At 61.8% G+C, this 17913-nt stretch carries 17 protein-coding genes and 1 pseudogene; 7 read left to right on the top strand and 11 right to left on the bottom strand.

Features of this window, described 5'->3' with window-relative positions; all coding sequences use genetic code 11:
* Positions 1-54: 54 nt before the first annotated feature.
* The gene (locus tag WJU18_RS13460; protein WP_423460543.1) at positions 55-828 is read left to right on the top strand and encodes an enoyl-CoA hydratase-related protein; all 774 of its coding nucleotides are present in this window, start codon (positions 55-57) and stop codon (positions 826-828) included.
* Between the two features lie 66 nt (positions 829-894).
* On the opposite strand, the gene WJU18_RS13465 is transcribed toward WJU18_RS13460, so the two are convergent.
* The 8 genes and pseudogenes from WJU18_RS13465 to WJU18_RS13500 form a co-directional block, all read right to left on the bottom strand.
* Positions 895-1857, bottom strand: coding sequence for a Bug family tripartite tricarboxylate transporter substrate binding protein (locus WJU18_RS13465; protein WP_423460544.1), 963 nt, complete (start codon positions 1855-1857; stop codon positions 895-897).
* Positions 1858-1880: 23 nt separating this feature from the next.
* Positions 1881-2402 carry a hypothetical protein gene (locus WJU18_RS13470; RefSeq protein ID WP_423460545.1) on the bottom strand — a complete coding sequence of 174 codons (522 nt, stop codon included), beginning with the start codon at positions 2400-2402 and terminating at the stop codon, positions 1881-1883.
* Positions 2402-3607 carry a phosphotransferase family protein gene (locus WJU18_RS13475; protein ID WP_423460546.1) on the bottom strand — a complete coding sequence of 402 codons (1206 nt, stop codon included), beginning with the start codon at positions 3605-3607 and terminating at the stop codon, positions 2402-2404. Before WJU18_RS13475 ends, WJU18_RS13470 begins: the two co-directional genes overlap by 1 nt.
* Positions 3604-4587, bottom strand: a complete 984-nt coding sequence (locus tag WJU18_RS13480; RefSeq protein WP_423460547.1) for a DUF7064 domain-containing protein — start codon at positions 4585-4587, stop codon at positions 3604-3606. The genes WJU18_RS13475 and WJU18_RS13480 overlap by 4 nt, the downstream gene beginning before the upstream one ends.
* Before the next feature lie 16 nt (positions 4588-4603).
* Positions 4604-5596: a Bug family tripartite tricarboxylate transporter substrate binding protein gene (locus WJU18_RS13485; protein WP_423460548.1), complete on the bottom strand. Its 993-nt coding sequence runs from the start codon at positions 5594-5596 to the stop codon at positions 4604-4606.
* 75 nt (positions 5597-5671) lie between these two features.
* Positions 5672-7840, bottom strand: a complete 2169-nt coding sequence (locus WJU18_RS13490; protein WP_423460549.1) for an acetate--CoA ligase family protein — start codon at positions 7838-7840, stop codon at positions 5672-5674.
* A pseudogene (locus tag WJU18_RS13495) lies at positions 7840-8756 on the bottom strand (SDR family NAD(P)-dependent oxidoreductase). The gene WJU18_RS13490 and the pseudogene WJU18_RS13495 overlap by 1 nt, the downstream one beginning before the upstream one ends.
* Before the next feature lie 143 nt (positions 8757-8899).
* A complete protein-coding gene (locus WJU18_RS13500; protein ID WP_423460550.1) occupies positions 8900-9697 on the bottom strand; it encodes a FadR/GntR family transcriptional regulator in 798 nt (265 codons plus the stop codon).
* A gap of 165 nt (positions 9698-9862) precedes the next feature.
* On the opposite strand from WJU18_RS13500, the gene WJU18_RS13505 reads away from it, so the two are divergent.
* Both WJU18_RS13505 and WJU18_RS13510 read left to right on the top strand, forming a co-directional pair.
* Positions 9863-10528 (top strand): hypothetical protein, encoded by a 666-nt coding sequence (locus tag WJU18_RS13505; protein WP_423460551.1) that lies wholly within the window; start codon positions 9863-9865, stop codon positions 10526-10528.
* Positions 10525-10677, top strand: coding sequence for a PaaX family transcriptional regulator C-terminal domain-containing protein (locus WJU18_RS13510; protein ID WP_423460552.1), 153 nt, complete (start codon positions 10525-10527; stop codon positions 10675-10677). The genes WJU18_RS13505 and WJU18_RS13510 overlap by 4 nt, the downstream gene beginning before the upstream one ends.
* Positions 10678-10698: 21 nt before the next feature.
* Here WJU18_RS13510 and WJU18_RS13515 read toward each other — a convergent pair whose 3' ends face one another.
* On the bottom strand, positions 10699-12285 hold the full coding sequence (locus WJU18_RS13515) for a class I adenylate-forming enzyme family protein (RefSeq protein WP_423460553.1): 1587 nt from the start codon (positions 12283-12285) through the stop codon (positions 10699-10701).
* 2 nt (positions 12286-12287) lie between these two features.
* Complete coding sequence (locus WJU18_RS13520; RefSeq protein ID WP_423460554.1) at positions 12288-13520, bottom strand: CaiB/BaiF CoA transferase family protein; 1233 nt, start codon at positions 13518-13520, stop codon at positions 12288-12290.
* A 79-nt stretch (positions 13521-13599) separates the two neighbouring features.
* On the opposite strand from WJU18_RS13520, the gene WJU18_RS13525 reads away from it, so the two are divergent.
* The 4 genes from WJU18_RS13525 (at position 13600) to WJU18_RS13540 (ending at position 16535) form a co-directional block, all read left to right on the top strand.
* Positions 13600-13809, top strand: coding sequence for an enoyl-CoA hydratase/isomerase family protein (locus tag WJU18_RS13525; protein ID WP_423460555.1), 210 nt, complete (start codon positions 13600-13602; stop codon positions 13807-13809).
* Complete coding sequence (locus WJU18_RS13530) at positions 13806-14465, top strand: enoyl-CoA hydratase/isomerase family protein (RefSeq protein ID WP_423460556.1); 660 nt, start codon at positions 13806-13808, stop codon at positions 14463-14465. The genes WJU18_RS13525 and WJU18_RS13530 overlap by 4 nt, the downstream gene beginning before the upstream one ends.
* 1 nt (position 14466) lies before the next feature.
* Complete coding sequence (locus tag WJU18_RS13535) at positions 14467-15321, top strand: enoyl-CoA hydratase-related protein (protein ID WP_423460557.1); 855 nt, start codon at positions 14467-14469, stop codon at positions 15319-15321.
* Positions 15322-15485: 164 nt separating this feature from the next.
* Positions 15486-16535: an IS110 family transposase gene (locus WJU18_RS13540; RefSeq protein ID WP_423454084.1), complete on the top strand. Its 1050-nt coding sequence runs from the start codon at positions 15486-15488 to the stop codon at positions 16533-16535.
* A 430-nt stretch (positions 16536-16965) separates the two neighbouring features.
* Here WJU18_RS13540 and WJU18_RS13545 read toward each other — a convergent pair whose 3' ends face one another.
* The gene (locus tag WJU18_RS13545) at positions 16966-17907 is read right to left on the bottom strand and encodes an alpha/beta fold hydrolase (RefSeq protein WP_423460558.1); all 942 of its coding nucleotides are present in this window, start codon (positions 17905-17907) and stop codon (positions 16966-16968) included.
* Between the last annotated feature and the right edge of the window lie 6 nt (positions 17908-17913).

Consider the following 17913-nt stretch of genomic DNA (forward strand, 5'->3'; position numbering starts at 1 on the left):
CGCTGGTTTTGATCGTCAATACGTGGGCGGCATGTGGAGAGTTCAGAGGGATTCTTGAAACACTGTAAGGTCGACATTCATGGGGCATTGCTTGTGGTCACGATAGACCGCCCGCATGCCATGAATGCCTTACCGCCAGAAGGCAGTGCCGAGTTGGCGCGGGTATTCGATGCTTTTGCCGCAGATCCAGTTCAGCGCGTGGCCATTCTCACTGGTGCAGGTGATCGTTCGTTCTGCGCTGGCGCAGATTTGAAGAACCACGCGGAGGGGCGTGCAGTCGTGCTGCCGAGCAGCGGTTTCGGAGGCCTGACAGCCCGTACCGGTATGCACAAGCCAGTGATCGCAGCAGTCAATGGCGCAGCAGTCGGCGGAGGCTTTGAACTCGTGCTGGCGTGCGATCTGGTGGTAGCCGCTGCGCATGCCTGGTTCAGCCTGCCGGAAGTGCGCGTCGGCCAGGTCGCCAGAGGCGGTGGGCTCATTCGCTTGCCGCGTCAACTACCGCCGAAAACTGCTTTGTACATGGCGCTGACTGGCCGACGAATGCCTGCGGACGAGGCGCATAGGCTGGGTCTTGTCAATGAATTGGTGCCAGATGGTGGTGACGTGTTGGCTGTTGCACGGGCCTTGGCTAGCCGGGTGCTGGAGGGCGCGCCGCAAGCGGTTGAAGCCACGAAGAACATCGCGTCCCTGTCGATCAATGGCGCCGACACTGAGGCCCTGCTTCATGCCCAGGAGGAGTTGCCTTCCGTAAAAGCATGGAGAGCATCAGGTGAGCGGCTGGAGGGCGCCCGATCGTTCCTTGAAAAGCGCCCGCCGCATTGGGTATGAACGGATCGCGGCTGGGCATTTCTGCCTTGCGAGGTCCGGAGCGTGGGCGGCTCGGCGCCCCCACTCCTAATTGCTGACCTTGATGGCCTTCCGTGCGAATTCATAGTCCGCAGCCATCGAATGCTGGAACTCCGATGGCGCCTGAAGGCTGGGAATGATGCCTTGGTTGCGCAGGGAGGTTTGTACGGAGTCCAGTTTGAAGGCTGCGGAGATACCCTCGAAAAGACGATTGATCGTTGCGGGAGGTGTGGCTGCTGGAGCGAGGAACCCATACCAGACGCTGGCGTCGAATGTTTTGTCGCCGGTCAGTTCCGCAAGGGTGGGCACGTTCGGCAGAGAGTCGACGCGGGAGGTCGAACCCACGGCTAAGGCGCGCAGCTTGCCGCCTTCCACCAGGCCGCTGACGGCCGGCAGCGACGCGAAGGCCGAAAGCATGTGACCGGCGGCGACATCCGTCAGTGACTGCGGCGTGGATTTATACAGCACCTCTTCCATCTTCAGCCCCTTCAGCGATTGCAGCCGCTCCATGGCCAGGTATCCGGCGGATCCGGTACCAGGAGAGGCATAGTTGGCCTTGGCAGGGTTGCTTTTGGCGTAGGCGATGAACTGATCGAAGGTCTTGAGATCACTCTGCGCCGAGATCACCAGTACCATGGGGACGGTTCCTACCCTTGCAATGGGCTTGAAGTCCTTGACGGCATCGTAGAGCGGCGTGCTTTGGGTGAACGGAAAGGTGACGAAGGGCGGATTGGCATTGAGCAGTATCGTCGCGCCGTCAGGCTTGGCACGTGCCACGCTGACGGAACCAATGGCGCCATTGGCACCCACGCGGTTTTCCACTACGGCGTTGACTTCAAGCGTCTTCTGCAGACCTGGCCCGAAACTGCGTCCGACCGCATCTACACCGGTTCCCGCCGCATGAGGGACGACCAGAAGCAACTCCTTGGAAGCAGACGTTTGGGCGCTGGCGAGAAGAGGGGCGGTCAGGCTGAGCGACAAGGCAATGCCTGCCATTTTTCCGAACATCATGTTTGTCTCCTGAAGTTTTGTGGTCAGTGGGATGCCGGCAGAAACTCAGCCAGCGGCCGTACTTCATGCGGGTCTGGATCCAGTCCCAATGGCTGATACCAAGAGCGCTCAAAGGCGATGCGCTTCTTGCTGGCATGCAGGACGTGGTGCTCGATCTTGCTTCGGACGGATTCTTCCAGGCGGGTTGAATCGCGCAGCACCGCGCTGACCGCCGCCGAAAGGGCAGCCGTGGCTTGCCGCACCGTGGAGGTGCCGGGATCGCCCAGTTTCAGCACAGTTTCGCCGGCATCGATGGCCGCCTTGAGTTGCCGAGACGGATTCGCGCCCAGATCGGCATGCAGATCATGGGCCATCGCCAGATGGTGCGAGAGCTCGAAGCGCTCGCGCTGGTGAAGGTAGGGCAGTCTTTCCACCACAAAGGCCAAGTAATCGACAGTCAAGCGCAGTTGATCGCGGGCCTGAGCGTGCTCGGCCCCGACCACGGGTGCGACGACATCGGTCAACGCCCGCATGGCGGCCCGAAGGCCCACATCGGTATGGTCCATCAGAGCACCTCCTCGAGAAGTTCGGCGAGTTCGTGGGATCCCACGGGCGCGATCGCCTTCAGGCGCGCCAGCAGAATGTCCTGGTGCGATTTACCCAGCTTGGCCACGCGGTACATCGTCGCCATGGTGGTGGTGACGACCTGAAAGCAGTTCAACACCCTGTACCACTGCAAGCGCTTGAAATCGACCGAGAGCCCGGAGGCTTCCTGATAGCGGTCGTAGAACACTTCCAGAGGAATCAGACCGCAGACCAGGTAGGTTTTTCCGTCTTCCGCCAAATGGCCTTTTTCGCGTTGTGTCATCCAGGCGAGGTCCCGGTGGCGGTCGCCCAGATGGCCTCGTTCCCAATCCAGCCATGCCGTGATGCGTCCTTCGGCCTCATCGAACAGGAAGTTGCCGCTGCGATAGTCACCGTGCACCACGCTCACGCGATCAAGTGCGGGGAGTTCGCGTTCCAGCCAGTTGGCCGCCAGATCCATCAGGGGATAGTCTTCGCCGCGGTCTTCTTCCCAGACTCGGCGGGCCCGGTTCAGCTGCAGGCGCGCGCAATCCATAGTACCGGTGGACGGAATATCCATGGTGGTGAACTGCATGCCGCTGACGTCGGCCGTATGGATGGTGGCCAGATGCTGGAGGAACTGGGGGGCCAGTTGTTCGCGCAAGCGCGGTCCGAAGTTGGTACCCAGGCCCACGACCTGGCCCGCGCCGGTGCTTCTCGGTTTGGCGACGCCTTGCAGGAAGCTGTAGATGATGGCTGGCTCCGGAAACCAGCGCGCATCACGATCGAGCCAAAACACCTTAGGCACGGGCAGCTTGCCCTGGAACGCGGCCAGCAGTTCCACCTCACGGACGCGGCTGGTGGTGTTCGAGGCTTCGGAAGGGTCCATGCGGACGACCAGCCGGTCGCGCTGAGGGCCGCGGTCTGGCGCGTTCCAGCTGAGTTCGAAAGCGATCTGTACTTTCGAGGCGCCGCCGGTCAGCCAGCGCGGGTCATGGACCTGGAAGGGGCCCTCGATGCATTCCGCCAGCATGGCGTTCAGCCAAACCAGCATTTCGCCCAGGGAAACCTGCTGGTACGGTGGACCGGCACGCTTGTGCATTTTCCGGGTCAGCAGTTGATCGGTTTCCTGATCGGTCGGAAACCGCTCGCGAATGCCGTCGATGAAAGCCTCGGTGGGCTGGTCACGCAAATCCATGATGTTCATGCGTCAGTGCGCGCGAGACGTTGCGCGAGGTAGTTCAGTCCGAAGAGCTTGCCGTGGCCTCCATGGCCGGTGCGGCCTGCATACTGGTAGCGCATCAGCGAGACGAAGGCGGCGATCGATGGGTTGATCGATCCCATGGGCCTGGTTCCGATGGCCGAGCCGAAAAATTCGTGCCGACGGCCTTTGGCATCAATGGCCACGATGTGATCGCTGATGGCCAGCATATCTACCGTGGTGACCTCCACGGTGGCCTCCACCACCGGCGTGACCTCGCCGTGCTCCACGATGAAGCCGGAATTGACTTTCTCATACCGCACGTGGCCGTCGGGAGACACGTCCAGTGTGGTGGTCAGCCACATGGACATCGCTTCACCGCAGTTGACCGATATGTAGGCGGTGGCACGATCGGGTGTTTCGTTGCGCGGGCCCCAACTGCGGTCCATGCCTTCGAAACAGTTGACCTCATACTGCTGGCCGCGCAGCGTGAGGGTGCCGGTGATCTGGCCCTTCAGATCGAAGTGGCCGTGCGACCAGGCGTCTCCTACGCGGGGGTCTGCATGCAGGGCTTTCTCCGCGGCGGCGGGGTTCTCCCGAGGGTCCGTGGGATCGAACGGATGATGGAGTCCGCGAAGCGCCAGATCAAAGCTGCAGGCCCCGAGCTTGTGCGCATACTTGAAGCGCCAGTCCGTGAGCGAATGAGCCTTGACCGAGAGTCCGTTGACAAGCGAGAAATCCGAATAGGACGCAGGGCAGGGCAGATGGATCTGCGGGTCGCAGAAGTCCACCTCATGAGGACGCCGACGGACGCCGCGCGCGATCACGACGGAGGACATGGCGACACCCAGGTTGGGCCGGGCCAGAACGTACAGGGTGCCATGCAGTGCGGCCTCCGGTACGTTGAAGGCGACATAGGTGGTTTCCGTCCAGATACGATCGGCGGGATCGCGGGGATGGAAATCGGTATCAGAAGTTTGAATCATCTCTTGGCCCTCGCGCCTAGTCGAGCTGCAGGTTGCGCTCGCGCGCGAGCTTGGTCCAGGTCGCTTGCTCCTGGCGCAACTTGCGATTGAATTCATCGGGCTTCGTGCCGCTGGGATCGAAACCGAGCGCTGATGCCCGCTGGATCACTTCAGGATCCTGCATGATGGCGGCAGTGGCGCTGCCCAGCCGTTCCACGATGGGCTTGGGTGTTCCCGCGGGTGCGAGCAGGCCGATCCAGGCCGTGATGTCGAAGCCGGCGAAGCCCGCTTCTTCCACTGTCGGGACGTTCGGGAGCAAGGCAGAGCGCTTGTTGCCCGTCACGGCCAAGCCCCGCAGGGTGCCGACCTCCACCTGCTTGTACAGCGTGTAGACCGGGTCCGCCACCAACTGGATGTTCCCGGCCATCAGGGCACCCACCGCTTCGGCGCTGCCTTTGTAGGGTACGTGCAGCAACTCGATGTTGGTGAGCGATTTGATGTATTCGAAGATCATGAACGATGTCGTACCGGCTCCGTTGGTTCCGAATGAAAGATCCTTTGGCCGCTCGCGCGCGAACTTCACCATCTCCGGTATGGTCTTGAAAGGTTCGCGTGCCTGCGTCGCAATCAGGAAGGTGCTGCGCACCATTTCGCTGATAGGCGTGAGGTCACGCTCGATGTTGACGTCGAACTTCTTGTTCACCGCGGCTTGAATGGTCAAGGCGGAGCCGGTGAAGAGGAGCGTATAGCCGTCTTTCGGAGCGCGGATCACCGACTGCGTGCCAATCAGGCTGCCGGCGCCGGGGCGGTTGACCACAACCACGGGTTGCCCCAGCGTGTCTCTCAAGCGGTCTCCCAATAGCCTGGCCAACGCATCGCTAGCTCCCCCGGGCGGGTAGGGCACCACCATCGTGATGGGCTTGTTGGGGTAGGGCTGAGTTTGTGCGGCGGCAGGCATGGCCAGCCCCGAGGCAGCAGCGCCCGCCATGAACGTGCAGAGAATGCGGCGACGGCTTCGATTGATTCTCACGAGATGTCTCCTGTTGTTGTGAAAGGCACGCCAATCGGCTGCGTGGCCAGGCTGCCGATTGGCTGACGAGGTGGGTCAGTTGGCGCTCTCCGCTTGCAAAACGATCAATGCGTCCAGAGCCAAGGCCCGTCCGTTGGAAATGGCCAAAGGATTGACGTCGATCTCTTCGATCCGGTCGGCGTGCGCGGCGGCAAGATGGCTGACACGGCTGATCAGCGTGGTGAGTTCGTCGAGATCGGCCGCCGCGGCGCCTCTGAAGCCGGTGAGAAGCCTGTGGCCGCGCAGGCGGAAGAGCATGTCTCGCGCTTGCAAGGGTGTGACAGGTGCCAGATCGACCACGGTATCTTGCAGTACCTCGACAAAAATACCACCAAGACCCACCACGACGACAGGTCCAAACAGAGGGTCTTGCCGTGCACCAACGAACAATTCGAAGTCCTTGTCAGCCATGGGTTGCACAGAAACACCCAGAATGCGGGCGTCCGGCGCATAGCTTCGGGATCGCTCCTGAATCTGATCGAAAGCTGTGGCGACATCCTCATCTGTCCGCAAGTTAAGGCGTACCGCGCCCGCTTCCGTCTTGTGAGGAATATCCGGCGAATCGATTTTCAGGACGACTGGGTGTCCCAATTGCCGGGCGGCGTTGACTGCGGCTTGCTTGTCCGTCGCGTTGAAGCCAGGTGCTACCGGAACGCCGCAGGCCTGCAGAATCCGCTTGGATTCCGATTCGGAGAGGGTGACGCGGGTTCCAGCCTTCAGCAGTTCTGCGACATCCGCCATGGCTACAGCCCGGTTTGGGCTTTTCTCCGAGGCGGCTTTGGCCGTGCGCAGGCGATGGAACTCATGCCAGGCCTTAATCGTCTCCATGCAACGATCCATGGATCGGAACAGCGCGAGATGATCGTGCTGCTCGACTTCTCTGGCTCCTGGGCCATCCAACCATTGAGACAGCCAGACGCAACACACGACCTTGCCGGTTTCGCGGCCCACTTCGCCCAAGGACGTCAAGCGCGCAAGACCATACTCGGTCGCGGTCATGTGAGGCATGATGAGGGTGCTGAAATCAGGCTCCCTCAGCAGCGCGCGTGCGCACGCTGGCAGCGATTGCGGGTTGGCAAGGATCTGGGCGGTGACGTCGCAGGGGTTGCGGGCCGAGCCAAATTCCGGGATGTGCGAGCGCAGTTCCCGTGCAGTCTCTTCATTCGGCTGAGGCAGGCGGACGCCGAATTGCTCCCCCTTGTCCGCGATCATGATGGCGGCTCCACCGGAGGTAGCCAAGCCCGCCACGCCCGTGGAGGAGGAGGTCCCAGCCTTGGACAGGAAAGCGCATGTTTCCAGAATGGCTTCGAAGCTTTTTACCTCGATGAAGCCGTGCCGCGCGAACGCCGCGCGGTAGACCTCCGCGGATCCCGCCAGGCTGCCTGTGTGAGATTGCGCCGCGATGCGGCCTTCCTCGCCGGTGGCAAGCTTGAACACGACTACGGGCTTTCCTGCCCGCAGCGCACGGTCACCCGCTTCCATGAGCCGTCGAGGGTCGGCCATACCTTCAAGCACGCAGGCAATGACGTCGCAATCGGGTTGCTCGGCCAGGTACGCCACCTGGTCTGCCACATCCACGTCGCAAGCATTGCCCGTGGTGAGTACATGCGAGAACGCATAACCATGTACGGCTGCCTGGCCCAAGGCAAAGCCCAACCCGCCGGACTGGCTGACCAGGCCGATGCGAGCATGACGTACTTCTCCCAGATCTGGGGATTCGCCAAAGAACGTGAGCCGCTTGCGTCCTTGATCGGAGATGAAGCCCATGGTGTTGGGCCCAAGAATGCGCATGCCTGTGCGCTGAGCCAACTCGAAGAGCGCTTGCTGCAAGGCAATATCCTGCTCGCGGCCGGTTTCCGCGAAGCCCGATGCAAAGACCACTGCGCCCCGAATGCCTTTGGCGGCGCATTGCCGGGCGACGTCAAGCACTGCATCACGGGAAACAGCGATCACCGCGCAGTCGGGAACCGAGGGCAGTTCCTCGATACTGCGGTAGGTGGGGTGGCCATTGATTGGCTCTCCCTTGGGGTGCACCAGCAGGGTGGGCACCTTTCCTCGCTCCAGGTTCTGCAACGTTTGGTATCCGAAAGAGCCTGGCCGGGCGGAGGCGCCAACGATGACCACGCTTTGCGGATCGAGGAGAGGGCGGAGCGCGGAAGCTTCGTGCAGCGGGCGCATCGCCCGGGCTGTGCTGCTGCCTTGCATCAGACCGGATCCCAGGAGTAATGCTGTGCGCTGCTTTGAAGCGACATGAAGCTCGACTCCAGAGCGGGCATCGCATGCTCCGCGATCGTTTCCGGTGTCCACCCCTCTGAGCGGTGGATGCTGCGCAGCATGCGCGGTTGGCCCATCAGGTAGATCTCATTCAGGCGTATCGCGAAGATTTGCGCGTTGACGTGGCGTGCGGCATCAGAGGCCAGATAGACGGCCAGCGGGGCGTTCTTTTCTGGCGTCATTTTCTTGAGCTTTTCCACCAAGGCTCGTTTCTCGGGAGTGTCTTCCGGAATCGAGTTGGTCATCCTGCTCCACGCGATGGGGGCGATGCAGTTGGAGCGGACGTTATAACGAGACATGTCCAGCGCGATCACCTTGGATAGCGCGGTGATGCCCAGTTTAGCGGCCGAATAACTGGCTTGTCCCACCATGCCGATGAGGCCGGCGCCGCTGGTCATGTGAATGTAGGAGCCGCTCTCCTGCTTCCGGAAATGCTCGGCTGCAGCTCGGCTGACGTTGAAGGTGCCGTGCAGGTGCACATCAATTACGGCGCGCCAGTCTTGCGGATCCATCTTGTGAAAAATTGAATCGCGCAGAATGCCGGCGTTGTTGACCACGATGTCGATCCGGCCGAAGCTGTCAAGCGCAGTCTGGATGATCTTCTGGGCGCTGTCCCACTCGGCCACGCTGTCGGTGCTGATGGCCGCGCGGCCTCCTTCGGCTTCGATCAGGGCTTTTGTTTCTGCGGCTGGTGTAGATGAAAGGCCTGAGCCAGCAAGAGAGGTTCCCACATCGTTGATCACTACTGCCGCACCGGCACGTGCCATGGCAACGGCAATGGCTCGTCCTATGCCTCCCCCGACCCTGTGACGATGGCTACTTTTCCGGAAAGATCGATGGTTGGCACGCGTTGCTCCTTTTCAATTGATTGCGCTTTATTTCATTTGGGTGACCCATTTAAGTATGCAATAAAAAACCGCGAGGGTCAATCGCGGTTTAAAAGGAGCAGGTCGGGAAGTACCTGAAAAAAGAGCGCGGGGTACCGGGTGTTCAGTCGCGGGTTGTGGCCTGGTTGGTGGTTGCACGCTTGCGCGTCGCGACTTCCGCCAGGTAAATCTTCTGCAGCTTCAACAGGTGTTCGCTCATGCGTTCCGCCGCGGCTTCGACGTGGCGAGCCCGCAGGTCCGCCAGCAGCTTGCGGCGGAAAGGCATCACGGTGGTGTTGGACACAGGCATAAAGTCTTCAACGAAGCGAAGGGTGATGGCCATCACTGCATCGGTCACGATTTCCAGCAGCGGATTCTGGGTCATGCGGGCAAGGATCCGGTAGAACTCCAGGTTGATGGTGGTGCGGCGTGTGGTGTCACCCGCTTTCGCGGCTTCTTCCGCCGCTTCCATGTTGCGCTCAAGCACATCAAAGTCGTCGTTCGTTCCGCGCTCACAGGCCAGACGAACGACTTCAACGCCGATCAGCAAGCGGGTTTCGATCAGGTGGGCCGGTTGGATGCTGCCAAGGGAATACATGTCGACGAAGCTGGCTCGCACTGCGGCGGCACCGCCGTCACGGATGAAGGCGCCGCCGGTGGCGCCTTTCTTGACTTCGAGCAGGCCGCTGTCTGCCAGCGACCGGATGGCCTGACGGACCGAGTTTCGGCTGACGTTGAATTGTTCCGCCAATTCACGTTCTGTGGGCAATCGGTCACCCGTTTTCAGGCGATGCGAGGCTATGAGGGCCCGCACCTGGGCTTGAATCTCGTCGGCCGGCCGGGGGCCCACCACCGGTTTGAACGTGAGGCGCCGGGGCTTTGAAGGGGCCTTTGAGGGCGTGGCGCTGCTGGATTTGGTCATGCGGCGAATGTATGCGAAGACGCGCAAGCTGCGCAAAAGATCCCTATTGTTGTGGGTGCTACGATGAAAAAAAGAGTGTCTTTCGGCACGTATCATGTCGGCTTGTGGCCTGGATTGACACGATGAATACCCTAGACTCGCAACGTATGGAAAGAAGAGTAAACCATGAGCGTTGACGGTCCTGCAGCACCGTCCGCCAGCGCCCGTTCGCTGCTTCTTACTTTGCTGGGCGAGTTCATCTATCCGTCCACAGGGCCTGTCTGGACTTCAACTTTGGTGCGGGCTTTTGCCGCTGTCGGCATTGCAGAGAAGGCCGCACGGCAGACTTTGGCGAGAGCTGCGGCTGCGGGCTGGATCGAGGGAGGCAAGGAGGGGCGTCGCGCCTGGTGGGGCATGACGCCAGAGATCATTCGCCTGATTTCAGAAGGGTCGCAACGCGTCCGCGGTCTGCGGCATGCAGCCCAGGAATGGCCTGGGGAATGGCTGGTGCTGCATATCACGCTGCCCGAATCGCGGCGCGCCGATCGCCTGAAACTGTATAGGGTGCTGCAGTGGATGGGCTTTGGCTCTCCCACCCCAGGCCTGTGGATTTGTCCTCATCAGGACCGTGCTGCGGCAGTAGAGCAGCGCGTCAAGCAATTGGGGTTGGAAAACGATACGCTGGCGTTCGCTGCGCGCAGCCTGCCATTCGGTCTGCAGCAGCCCGCATTGGTGCAGCGTGCATGGGACGTCGAAGCCCTAGCAGCTTACTATCGACGACTGGAAGATCAGTTCGGCGCACTGCGTCCTCGTAGCGGCGAGGCTTTTTTATCGGCCATGTTCAACTGGTGAACGCGTTGCAGCGGTTGCCTGCGGTAGACCCAGGGTTGCCAGCGGCTCTGCTGCCGCGCCACTGGGATGGTGAACGGGTTTCGTGCCGTTTGGAAGAATTGCGCGCGCGATGGCACGATGCCGCTCACGCGTATTGGAAAACCCTATAACGGTCCCAGAAGAGACCGTATTCAGGGGCCCCTCCAGGGCGACTTGAGCTCCGCCTTGGCGATCTTGCCGGTCGCATTGGTGGGTAGAGCCTCACGCCTCAGCCACCATCTGGAGGGCACCTCGAATTTGGCAAGATGTGCTGCGGCGTGGCGTGTGAGTTCTTCCTCGGTGGCGGAGTGCCCATCGCGCAAGCGGATGACGGCGGCGACCTCTTCGCCCAGGTCCGCGTGCGGCAACGGCAGCACGGCGACTTCCTGCACCGCGGGGTGTTGCTGCAAACACTGCTCCACGTGGGCACAGGCGATGTTTTCACCGGCACGGATGATGATGTCCTTCGAGCGGCCGCTCAGGATCAGGTAGTCACCCTCCAGCCGTCCCAGATCTCCGGTGCCCACCCAGCCCTCGGCGTCGGTGACGGACGCGGATTCGCCCCAGTAGCCCAGCGTGGCCGTGGGAGTGCGCGCCTGGATCTCACCAACCCCTTGCGCATCGGGGCGCGCAATGCGCAACTCTACGACGGGCAGCGCCTTGCCTACGCAGCCTGGGCGTCCTTCAAGGTCGTTGGCTGAGCCGGCTGCCACGACACCGCCTGCTTCAGTGCAGCCGTACAGGCTGCCCACGCTTTTCTTGACGCCCGGAAGGAGGGCCTGGATCTTGGCGCGCAAGGCGGGAGGAATGGCCGCTCCCCCCATCGGGATGGATTTCACGCTGGACACGTCGAATTGTCCGAACTCGGGGTGTTCCAGCACCCGGGACACCATGGTCGGAATGCTGCCCCACACGCGTACGCGCTCCTGCTGGATCAGGGCCAGCACCGCGCCGGGGTCGAAACGGCCTTCCAGCAGGGCCAAACGGCCGCCCGAGAGCAGGGTGGAGATGCTGACCTGCACGCCTGCCAGGTGAAAGAGCGGCACGGTGAGCAGGCTGACGGTGCCGGGCGCATCGGGAGAGAGCTCGTTCGGTAGACGCCCGGTGAGCACGAGCAGATTTTGCAGATTGGCGATCACGCCGCGCTGCGACATCATCATGCCTTTGGGCTTCCCGGTAGTGCCGGAGGTGAACATGATGATGGCAAGATCGTCTTCGCCGATCTGGGGCAACGGCGGAAGCGCGATGACTGCGCCGGCTTCCTGCCATTGGCGGATGACGGCCATGTCCAGCGTGTCGGCACGGCCAGCCAGGCCTCGCTTGTCCAGTTGATCTGCCAATACCAGCGCCGGATCCACGTCCTGCAGGGCGACTTGCGTTTCCGCGGCGCTCCACCATGCATTGCACAGCACGGCAATGCCTCCGACCGCCTGCACGGCCCAGAAAGAGGTCAGCCATTCCACGCAGTTGTACGCGAGCAGCACGACGCGGCTGCCGGGCCCGACGCCGCGTGCGCTGAGTTGTGCGGATACGCGGGCCACGGCGGTTTCGAATTCGCCGAACGTGAAGCGGCGCTCACCGGCGACAAGATAGGTGCGCTCTTGCCAGCGGCGCGCATCGGCCAGCAGGGCCGCCATGGAGCGCGCCCGGTCGCGGTAGACCTTGCAGGGGAAGCCGCGCATGGTGGTGCTGGTGATTTCACGGCCCCAGATGGCGGTGGGGTCAGCAAGTTCGGTCATGGTCATTGCCCGGTGGGGTTGGTGGGCTGCAGGCGCTGGATTTCTTCCGGAGAGAAGCCCAGATCAGCCAATACCTGGGCGGTGTGCTCGCCCGTTTCCGGTGCGCGCGGCGCCTGGCCGCGGTGCACGAAGTCGAAGCGCAGTGGCGCATCGACGGATTTGTGGCCTTCAATTTCCACCCAGGCGCCGATCGCTTGCGCTTGCGCGTCGTCCATCACTTCTTCCGGCGTCTGAACAGGCGCCCACCAGACTTCGTGCTGATCCATGCGTTCGGCCCAATAGGCCATGGGCTGGCTGTTGAATGCGGCGTCGAATAAACCGATGAGTTCAGCGGCATGGGTGCCAATGCCGCGGGCGTCCTTGAAGCGCTCGTCGTTCACCAGATCCTCCCGGCCGATCGCGCGCAGCACGGAGGGCAAGTGGCGCCGGGCTTCCACTCCCACCAGGTAGAACCACCGGCCGTCGCCTGAACGGTAGGAGTTGTACATGGGCGTGCGCGAGAGCTCGCGGGGCTTGGGCGGCTTGGGGTGCCCGCCCAGTGCCTGCTGGCCTAGCTCGCCCCCCAACGCCCACATGCCTGTGCGCAGGAGCGAGGCTTCCACAAAGCGGCCGCGCCCGGTCTGCTGGCGCTCCATCAACGCAGCCAGGATGCCGCTGGCGGCGGTCATGGCCGTGAAGGCGTCGCCAATACCCTGCAGGAGGGCCGCAGGGGCCGTGCCAGCCGTGGTGATCTCATGGGCCACGCCTGTGCGGCCATAGAAGGCGGCAATGTCGTAGCCTGGGCGGTCTTGATCGGGGCCGCCCCAGCCGTAGGCGCTGACGGTGCAGTAGACCAGCCGGGGGTGGCGCTGGCGCACTTCCTCGGCTCCCAGGCCCAGGCGCTGCAGCGCATCGGGCCGCAGGTTGGTCAAAAGCACGTCCGATTGCGCCAGGATGCGTTCGAAGGCGGCACGCCCGGCTTCGTCCTTGATGTCGAGCTCGAGCGAGCGCTTGCCCCGGTTGGCCAGCGTGAACGCGGCATTGGGTGTGCCGGCGCGGGCGCCCATGCGGGCGAAGATCGTGCGCATGGCTTCGCCGCCGGGCGGTTCCACTTTCACGACGTCCGCGCCCCAGTCGGCCATCAGGCCGCCAGCCAGCGGCCCGGCCATCCAATGGGCAAATTCCACCACGCGCACGCCCTTCAAGGGTTGCACGGGGCCTTGCGCGAGTGGCGCTGTTTCAAGTGATTTGTTCATGGCAATATGCTACAACTCATAGACGAATCGGTCAATTAATGTATCATGATGGCATGAATTCCTTATGAGGTGCCTGGTGATGAATGACGCCGTTATCGTTGAGAGAGAGGGTCCGGTGGCCCGTTTGGTCCTGAACCGGCCTGAAAAGCACAATGCGCTGCGCTTCGACGACCTTGATCGGTTGGTGGAGGCTTTGCGCGACGCGGAGGACGACGACGATGTGAAGGTCATCGTTCTCAAGGGCAATGGCCCCTCTTTTGTGCCGGGCACGATTACAACGATGCCTTGAAGTCGTACGGCCTGGAGCCGGGGGCGGATGGCAGCAAGCTGCGCCGGCCCAGCCAGCGCTCGCGGCTATTGCGCGATCGCAAGCTGGGCATGAACTACATGGCCTTCCAGAACTCGCTCAAACCTGTGATCGCCCAGGTGCATGGCCATTGCACGGGCGTAGGCATGTATCTGGTGGAGCTGGTGGATCTGGCCATCGCGGCACACGACAGCCACTTCAGCCATGCGGAGCAGCGCCTGGGCCTGGCGGGCAACACCTGGCACATGAATAGCCAGATCCTGATGTATGGGGCCAAGAAATCCCGTGAACTCATGCTTTTGGGCAACTCTTTCGACGGGCCGACAGCCGAGCGCCTTGGGCTGGTCAATCTGTCCGTCGCCAAGGAAGATCTGGATGCCACCGTGGCCGATTGGGCGCGGCGCATTTCCATGCACCCGCGCGATGCGCTGGTGACGGGCAAGGCCATGCACCAGATGGCCATGGAAAATCTGGGCGCGGCCGAGCAGTTCGCGCGGGGCTATGTCGGCCATACCCTGGGAACGAACTTGCGCCTGGAGCCGGACGAATTCAATGTCGTGCGCGAGCGGGCCAAGGATGGCACGACCTCCACCTTCAAGCAGCGCGATGCCCGCTTCGATGGTTCCAAGGAGGAATGAAATGGAACTGAAGGTCACCCAATCCCTCGTGCAGGATGGCGTCGCGCTGGTGCGTCTTAGCCGCCCGGATCGCGGCAACTCATGGACTCATCGCATGAATGAGGAGTACCGCTGGCTGATGAAGGCACACGATGAGAACCCTGAAGTGCGCGTCATCGTGGTCACGGGGGACGGACGGCAATTCTGTGTGGGCGCTGATTTCAAGGCGCTCGATCATCACGGCGCTTCCGACAAGAATTATGTCGAATCCGCCAAGACGAAGACCGAGGAAATGGCCCAGCCGGGCTACGGTGTGAACGAAGAATTCGATCACGATCTGATCTGGCACTGGGGCTTGTCCAAGCCCGTGATCGCGGCGGTGAATGGCGCCTGCGCGGGTATTGCCGTGGCGCTGGCGGCGTTCTGCGATCTGCGCTACGCGGCGGCGGGTGCCAAGTTCACCACGTCAACGCCGCGTCTGGGCTTGCCTTCGGAGTACGGCCTTTCCTGGGTGTTGCCCCGGATCATTGGCTTGACGCAAGCCGCCGACGTGTTGTTGACAGGCCGCATCGTCAAGGCGGAGGAGATGAAGGAGCTGGGGTTTCTCAACGCGGTTTTTCCGGCCGAGGAATTCGAAGCGCGGGTGCTCGCCCTGGCGAAGGACATGGCAGCGAGCGTGTCTCCCATTGCCGTGAAGGCGGCGAAACGGCAACTTTATGCGGAGCAGATGGATCTCCGGCCCGGTCAATCGATCGAGCGGTCGAAGGTGCTCACCGGCCGGTTGCTCAAGCATCCGGATTTTCGAGAGGGGGCGGCGGCGGCTCAGCAGAAACGGGCGCCCACTTTCAATCCGCTGAGCGACTTCGACCTGAGCTGAGCGCTAGTGTCAGTCTTTGGAGGCGACTCGAGAAGGCGCCCCAAAAGCTCTCCTCCGTCATTCCCGCGAAGGCGAATACGAGGGGACTTCCCACTTACCAGGAACGGCGTCGAAGCGCCAAGATTGAGGTGCGAACGTCAATCTAAAGAGTAAGGAGAAGTCCCATGAGTGAGATTACACGAGTTGGAGTGGATCTGGCCAAGAACTTGATTCAAGTGCATGCGGTGGATGCTCAGGCAGGTGTGTTGGTGCGCCGAGCGCTAGCGCGGCGAGGTTTCCTGCCCTGGTGCGCGAAGTTGCCTGCCGGTTGTTTGGTGGTGATGGAGGCGTGTACTGGAGCGCATCACTGGGCACGCCGGCTCAGCCAGCTTGGTTTGCAGGTGCGCCTGATCGCGCCTCATCTAGTGGCGCCATACCGTTTGCAGGGCAAGAAAGGCAAGAATGACGCCAATGATGCTGCGGCGGTGTGCGAGGCTGCCAGCCGCCCGCAAATGCACTTTGTGCCGATCAAGACGACCGAGCAGCAAGCGATCCTGGGTGTACACACCCTGCGTCAAGGCTGGGAGAAAGACAGAACTGCGTGCATCAACCGTATTCGTGCACTGCTGGCCGAGTTTGGTCTGGTGTGTCCTGAAGGGGTGGGCAAGCTCAAGGAGCAGCTGACCCAGCTCAACGAGGATGCCAGCAACGAGATGCCCGCGCTGGTGAGATTAAGCATTGAGCGACTGCAAATGCAGTGGCGCCAGCTTGATCAGGACATTGGCTGGTGCGAGCAGCGCATTGCACAACACATCAAGCAAGACAGTCGAGCTCAGCAGGCTCAGCAGCTACTGGGTATTGGGCCTATAGGCGCTTCGGCGCTCGTGGCCAGCGTGGCCGACTTCAGTCAGTTCAAAACGGCTGCGCAGTTTGCTGCCTGGCTGGGGTTGACACCCTCGCAGCACTCCAGCGGTGGCAAGAGCCGCCTTGGCGGCATTACCAAGCAGGGAGATACGTATTTGCGGATGCTGCTGGTGCAGGGCGCCAAATCGGCCATTCACTGCAGCAAGCCACGCCAGGAGCGAGTGTGGCTGTGGGCGCAGCAGTTGCGTGAGCGCATGGGCTGGCAAAAGGCGGCTGTCGCGCTGGCAGCCAAGAACGCCCGCATTCTATGGGCGATGTTCACGCGAGGCCAGCCATTTGTGGCCAATCATGTGAGCGTCAAACCGACGTAGAAGTAGATCGACACATGTTTCGTTTATCAAAAAAATGATGTTTCAACAGGACGGCACTTCGCAGATCAATTGAACAGGTTAGACCGGCAGCGGATAAGCTCGATGGATTCCAGGTGGCCTGTTCAGGCCACGAAAGGCGAATGGGAGCCTCCGCTGAGCGGCTCGTATCTGGGTCCGACACCAAGCTCTTCGTAGCTCGTCAACAAGACCGTCAGTAGGTAGGCCGTCTTTCTTCGTTCAGTTCAGTGTCCTTGCAGTCAGCTCCGTAATAAACAACTAAACCATCAGAACCATCAGAAATAACAACCATATTCGCTTGACAACGTGGGATGCCCCAGTAGGGAATCCAGTGCCACCTCATCACCGCCGCCTGGATTCCCGCCTGCGCGGGAATGACGGGAGTCATGTTCAGGGATTTTGAGAACCCCTCTCAAGGCGCGCCCAGAAACTCCACCAGAAGATTGGCCAGCACCTGGGGCTGGTCATGGTGCAGCATATGGCCTGCGTCGTTGATCAGTTCCTGGCGCAGACGGGGGACCGACGCAATGCGCTCGTGGAACTCGGCTCGGGTGAAGCGGTCTTTCCACCAACCGTGAAAGCTGTCGTCGCTGGCTTCGATCATCAGCACAGGGGCGGTGATCTCCCGGTAGAGGGCCAGCATTTCTTCCACGCGGAAGAGCTGCGCGCTGGTAACGCGGTGGGCGGCCTCGCCCAGGATTTCCCACCGGGTGCCGCCATCGGGTTGCACGCGCGGCGCTGACCACTGGCGTGCCAGCCAGTCGGCCTTGTCTTGCTGCAGGCGATGATTGGTTTTCATCAGCCGTGCGGCGACGCCGCTTTCGTTCTCGTAGCTCTTGAGTCCGATCTGGCCGGTGTGCAGGGATTTGATCTCATCGATCCATCTGGCATAGCGCGCGGGGGCCTGTTCAGGACGGGTGGCGGGCATGCCGAAGCCTTCCAGGTTCACGAGCCGCCGGATGCGGGCCGGGCGCGTGCCCGAGTACATCATGGCAATGTTGCCGCCCATGCTATGGCCAACCAGATCGATCTGCCGTTCGCCCACATAGTGATCGAGCAGGAACTCCAGATCGCCCAGGTAGTCAGGGAAGCTGTAGTGGTCGGCCGCGGGACCGGTGGTGAGGCCAAAACCACGCCAATCGGGCGCGATGATCTGGCGGCCGGCTATGAAATCAGCCGGCAGGGCGTCGATCATGAACTGATAGGAAGCGGCCACATCCATCCAGCCATGCACCAGGACCAGCGGGGGCAGGGCGCTTTCCCCGGTAGATGGGACGCCCCAAGACAGGACGTGATAGCGGTGATGGCGAATGGAGACGAATTCGCTGCGGGCGGGGCGGAGAGCTTGATACATTGACTC

Origin of the sequence: Ottowia sp. VDI28 (genome assembly GCF_049532675.1) — a bacterium.
GTDB lineage: Bacteria > Pseudomonadota > Gammaproteobacteria > Burkholderiales > Burkholderiaceae_C > Ottowia.

What these genes read in the sequence shown, in the direction of transcription:
- WJU18_RS13465 (WP_423460544.1), bottom strand. Translation starts at nt 1,857, where the DNA reads ATGATGTTCGGAAAAATGGCAGGCATTGCCTTGTCGCTCAGCCTGACC.
- WJU18_RS13470 (WP_423460545.1), bottom strand. Translation starts at nt 2,402, where the DNA reads ATGGACCATACCGATGTGGGCCTTCGGGCCGCCATGCGGGCGTTGACC.
- WJU18_RS13475 (WP_423460546.1), bottom strand. Translation starts at nt 3,607, where the DNA reads ATGAACATCATGGATTTGCGTGACCAGCCCACCGAGGCTTTCATCGAC.
- WJU18_RS13480 (WP_423460547.1), bottom strand. Translation starts at nt 4,587, where the DNA reads ATGATTCAAACTTCTGATACCGATTTCCATCCCCGCGATCCCGCCGAT.
- WJU18_RS13490 (WP_423460549.1), bottom strand. Translation starts at nt 7,840, where the DNA reads ATGCAAGGCAGCAGCACAGCCCGGGCGATGCGCCCGCTGCACGAAGCT.
- WJU18_RS13500 (WP_423460550.1), bottom strand. Translation starts at nt 9,697, where the DNA reads ATGACCAAATCCAGCAGCGCCACGCCCTCAAAGGCCCCTTCAAAGCCC.
- WJU18_RS13505 (WP_423460551.1), top strand. Translation starts at nt 9,863, where the DNA reads ATGAGCGTTGACGGTCCTGCAGCACCGTCCGCCAGCGCCCGTTCGCTG.
- WJU18_RS13515 (WP_423460553.1), bottom strand. Translation starts at nt 12,285, where the DNA reads ATGACCGAACTTGCTGACCCCACCGCCATCTGGGGCCGTGAAATCACC.
- WJU18_RS13520 (WP_423460554.1), bottom strand. Translation starts at nt 13,520, where the DNA reads ATGAACAAATCACTTGAAACAGCGCCACTCGCGCAAGGCCCCGTGCAA.
- WJU18_RS13525 (WP_423460555.1), top strand. Translation starts at nt 13,600, where the DNA reads ATGAATGACGCCGTTATCGTTGAGAGAGAGGGTCCGGTGGCCCGTTTG.
- WJU18_RS13535 (WP_423460557.1), top strand. Translation starts at nt 14,467, where the DNA reads ATGGAACTGAAGGTCACCCAATCCCTCGTGCAGGATGGCGTCGCGCTG.
- WJU18_RS13540 (WP_423454084.1), top strand. Translation starts at nt 15,486, where the DNA reads ATGAGTGAGATTACACGAGTTGGAGTGGATCTGGCCAAGAACTTGATT.
- WJU18_RS13545 (WP_423460558.1), bottom strand. Translation starts at nt 17,907, where the DNA reads ATGTATCAAGCTCTCCGCCCCGCCCGCAGCGAATTCGTCTCCATTCGC.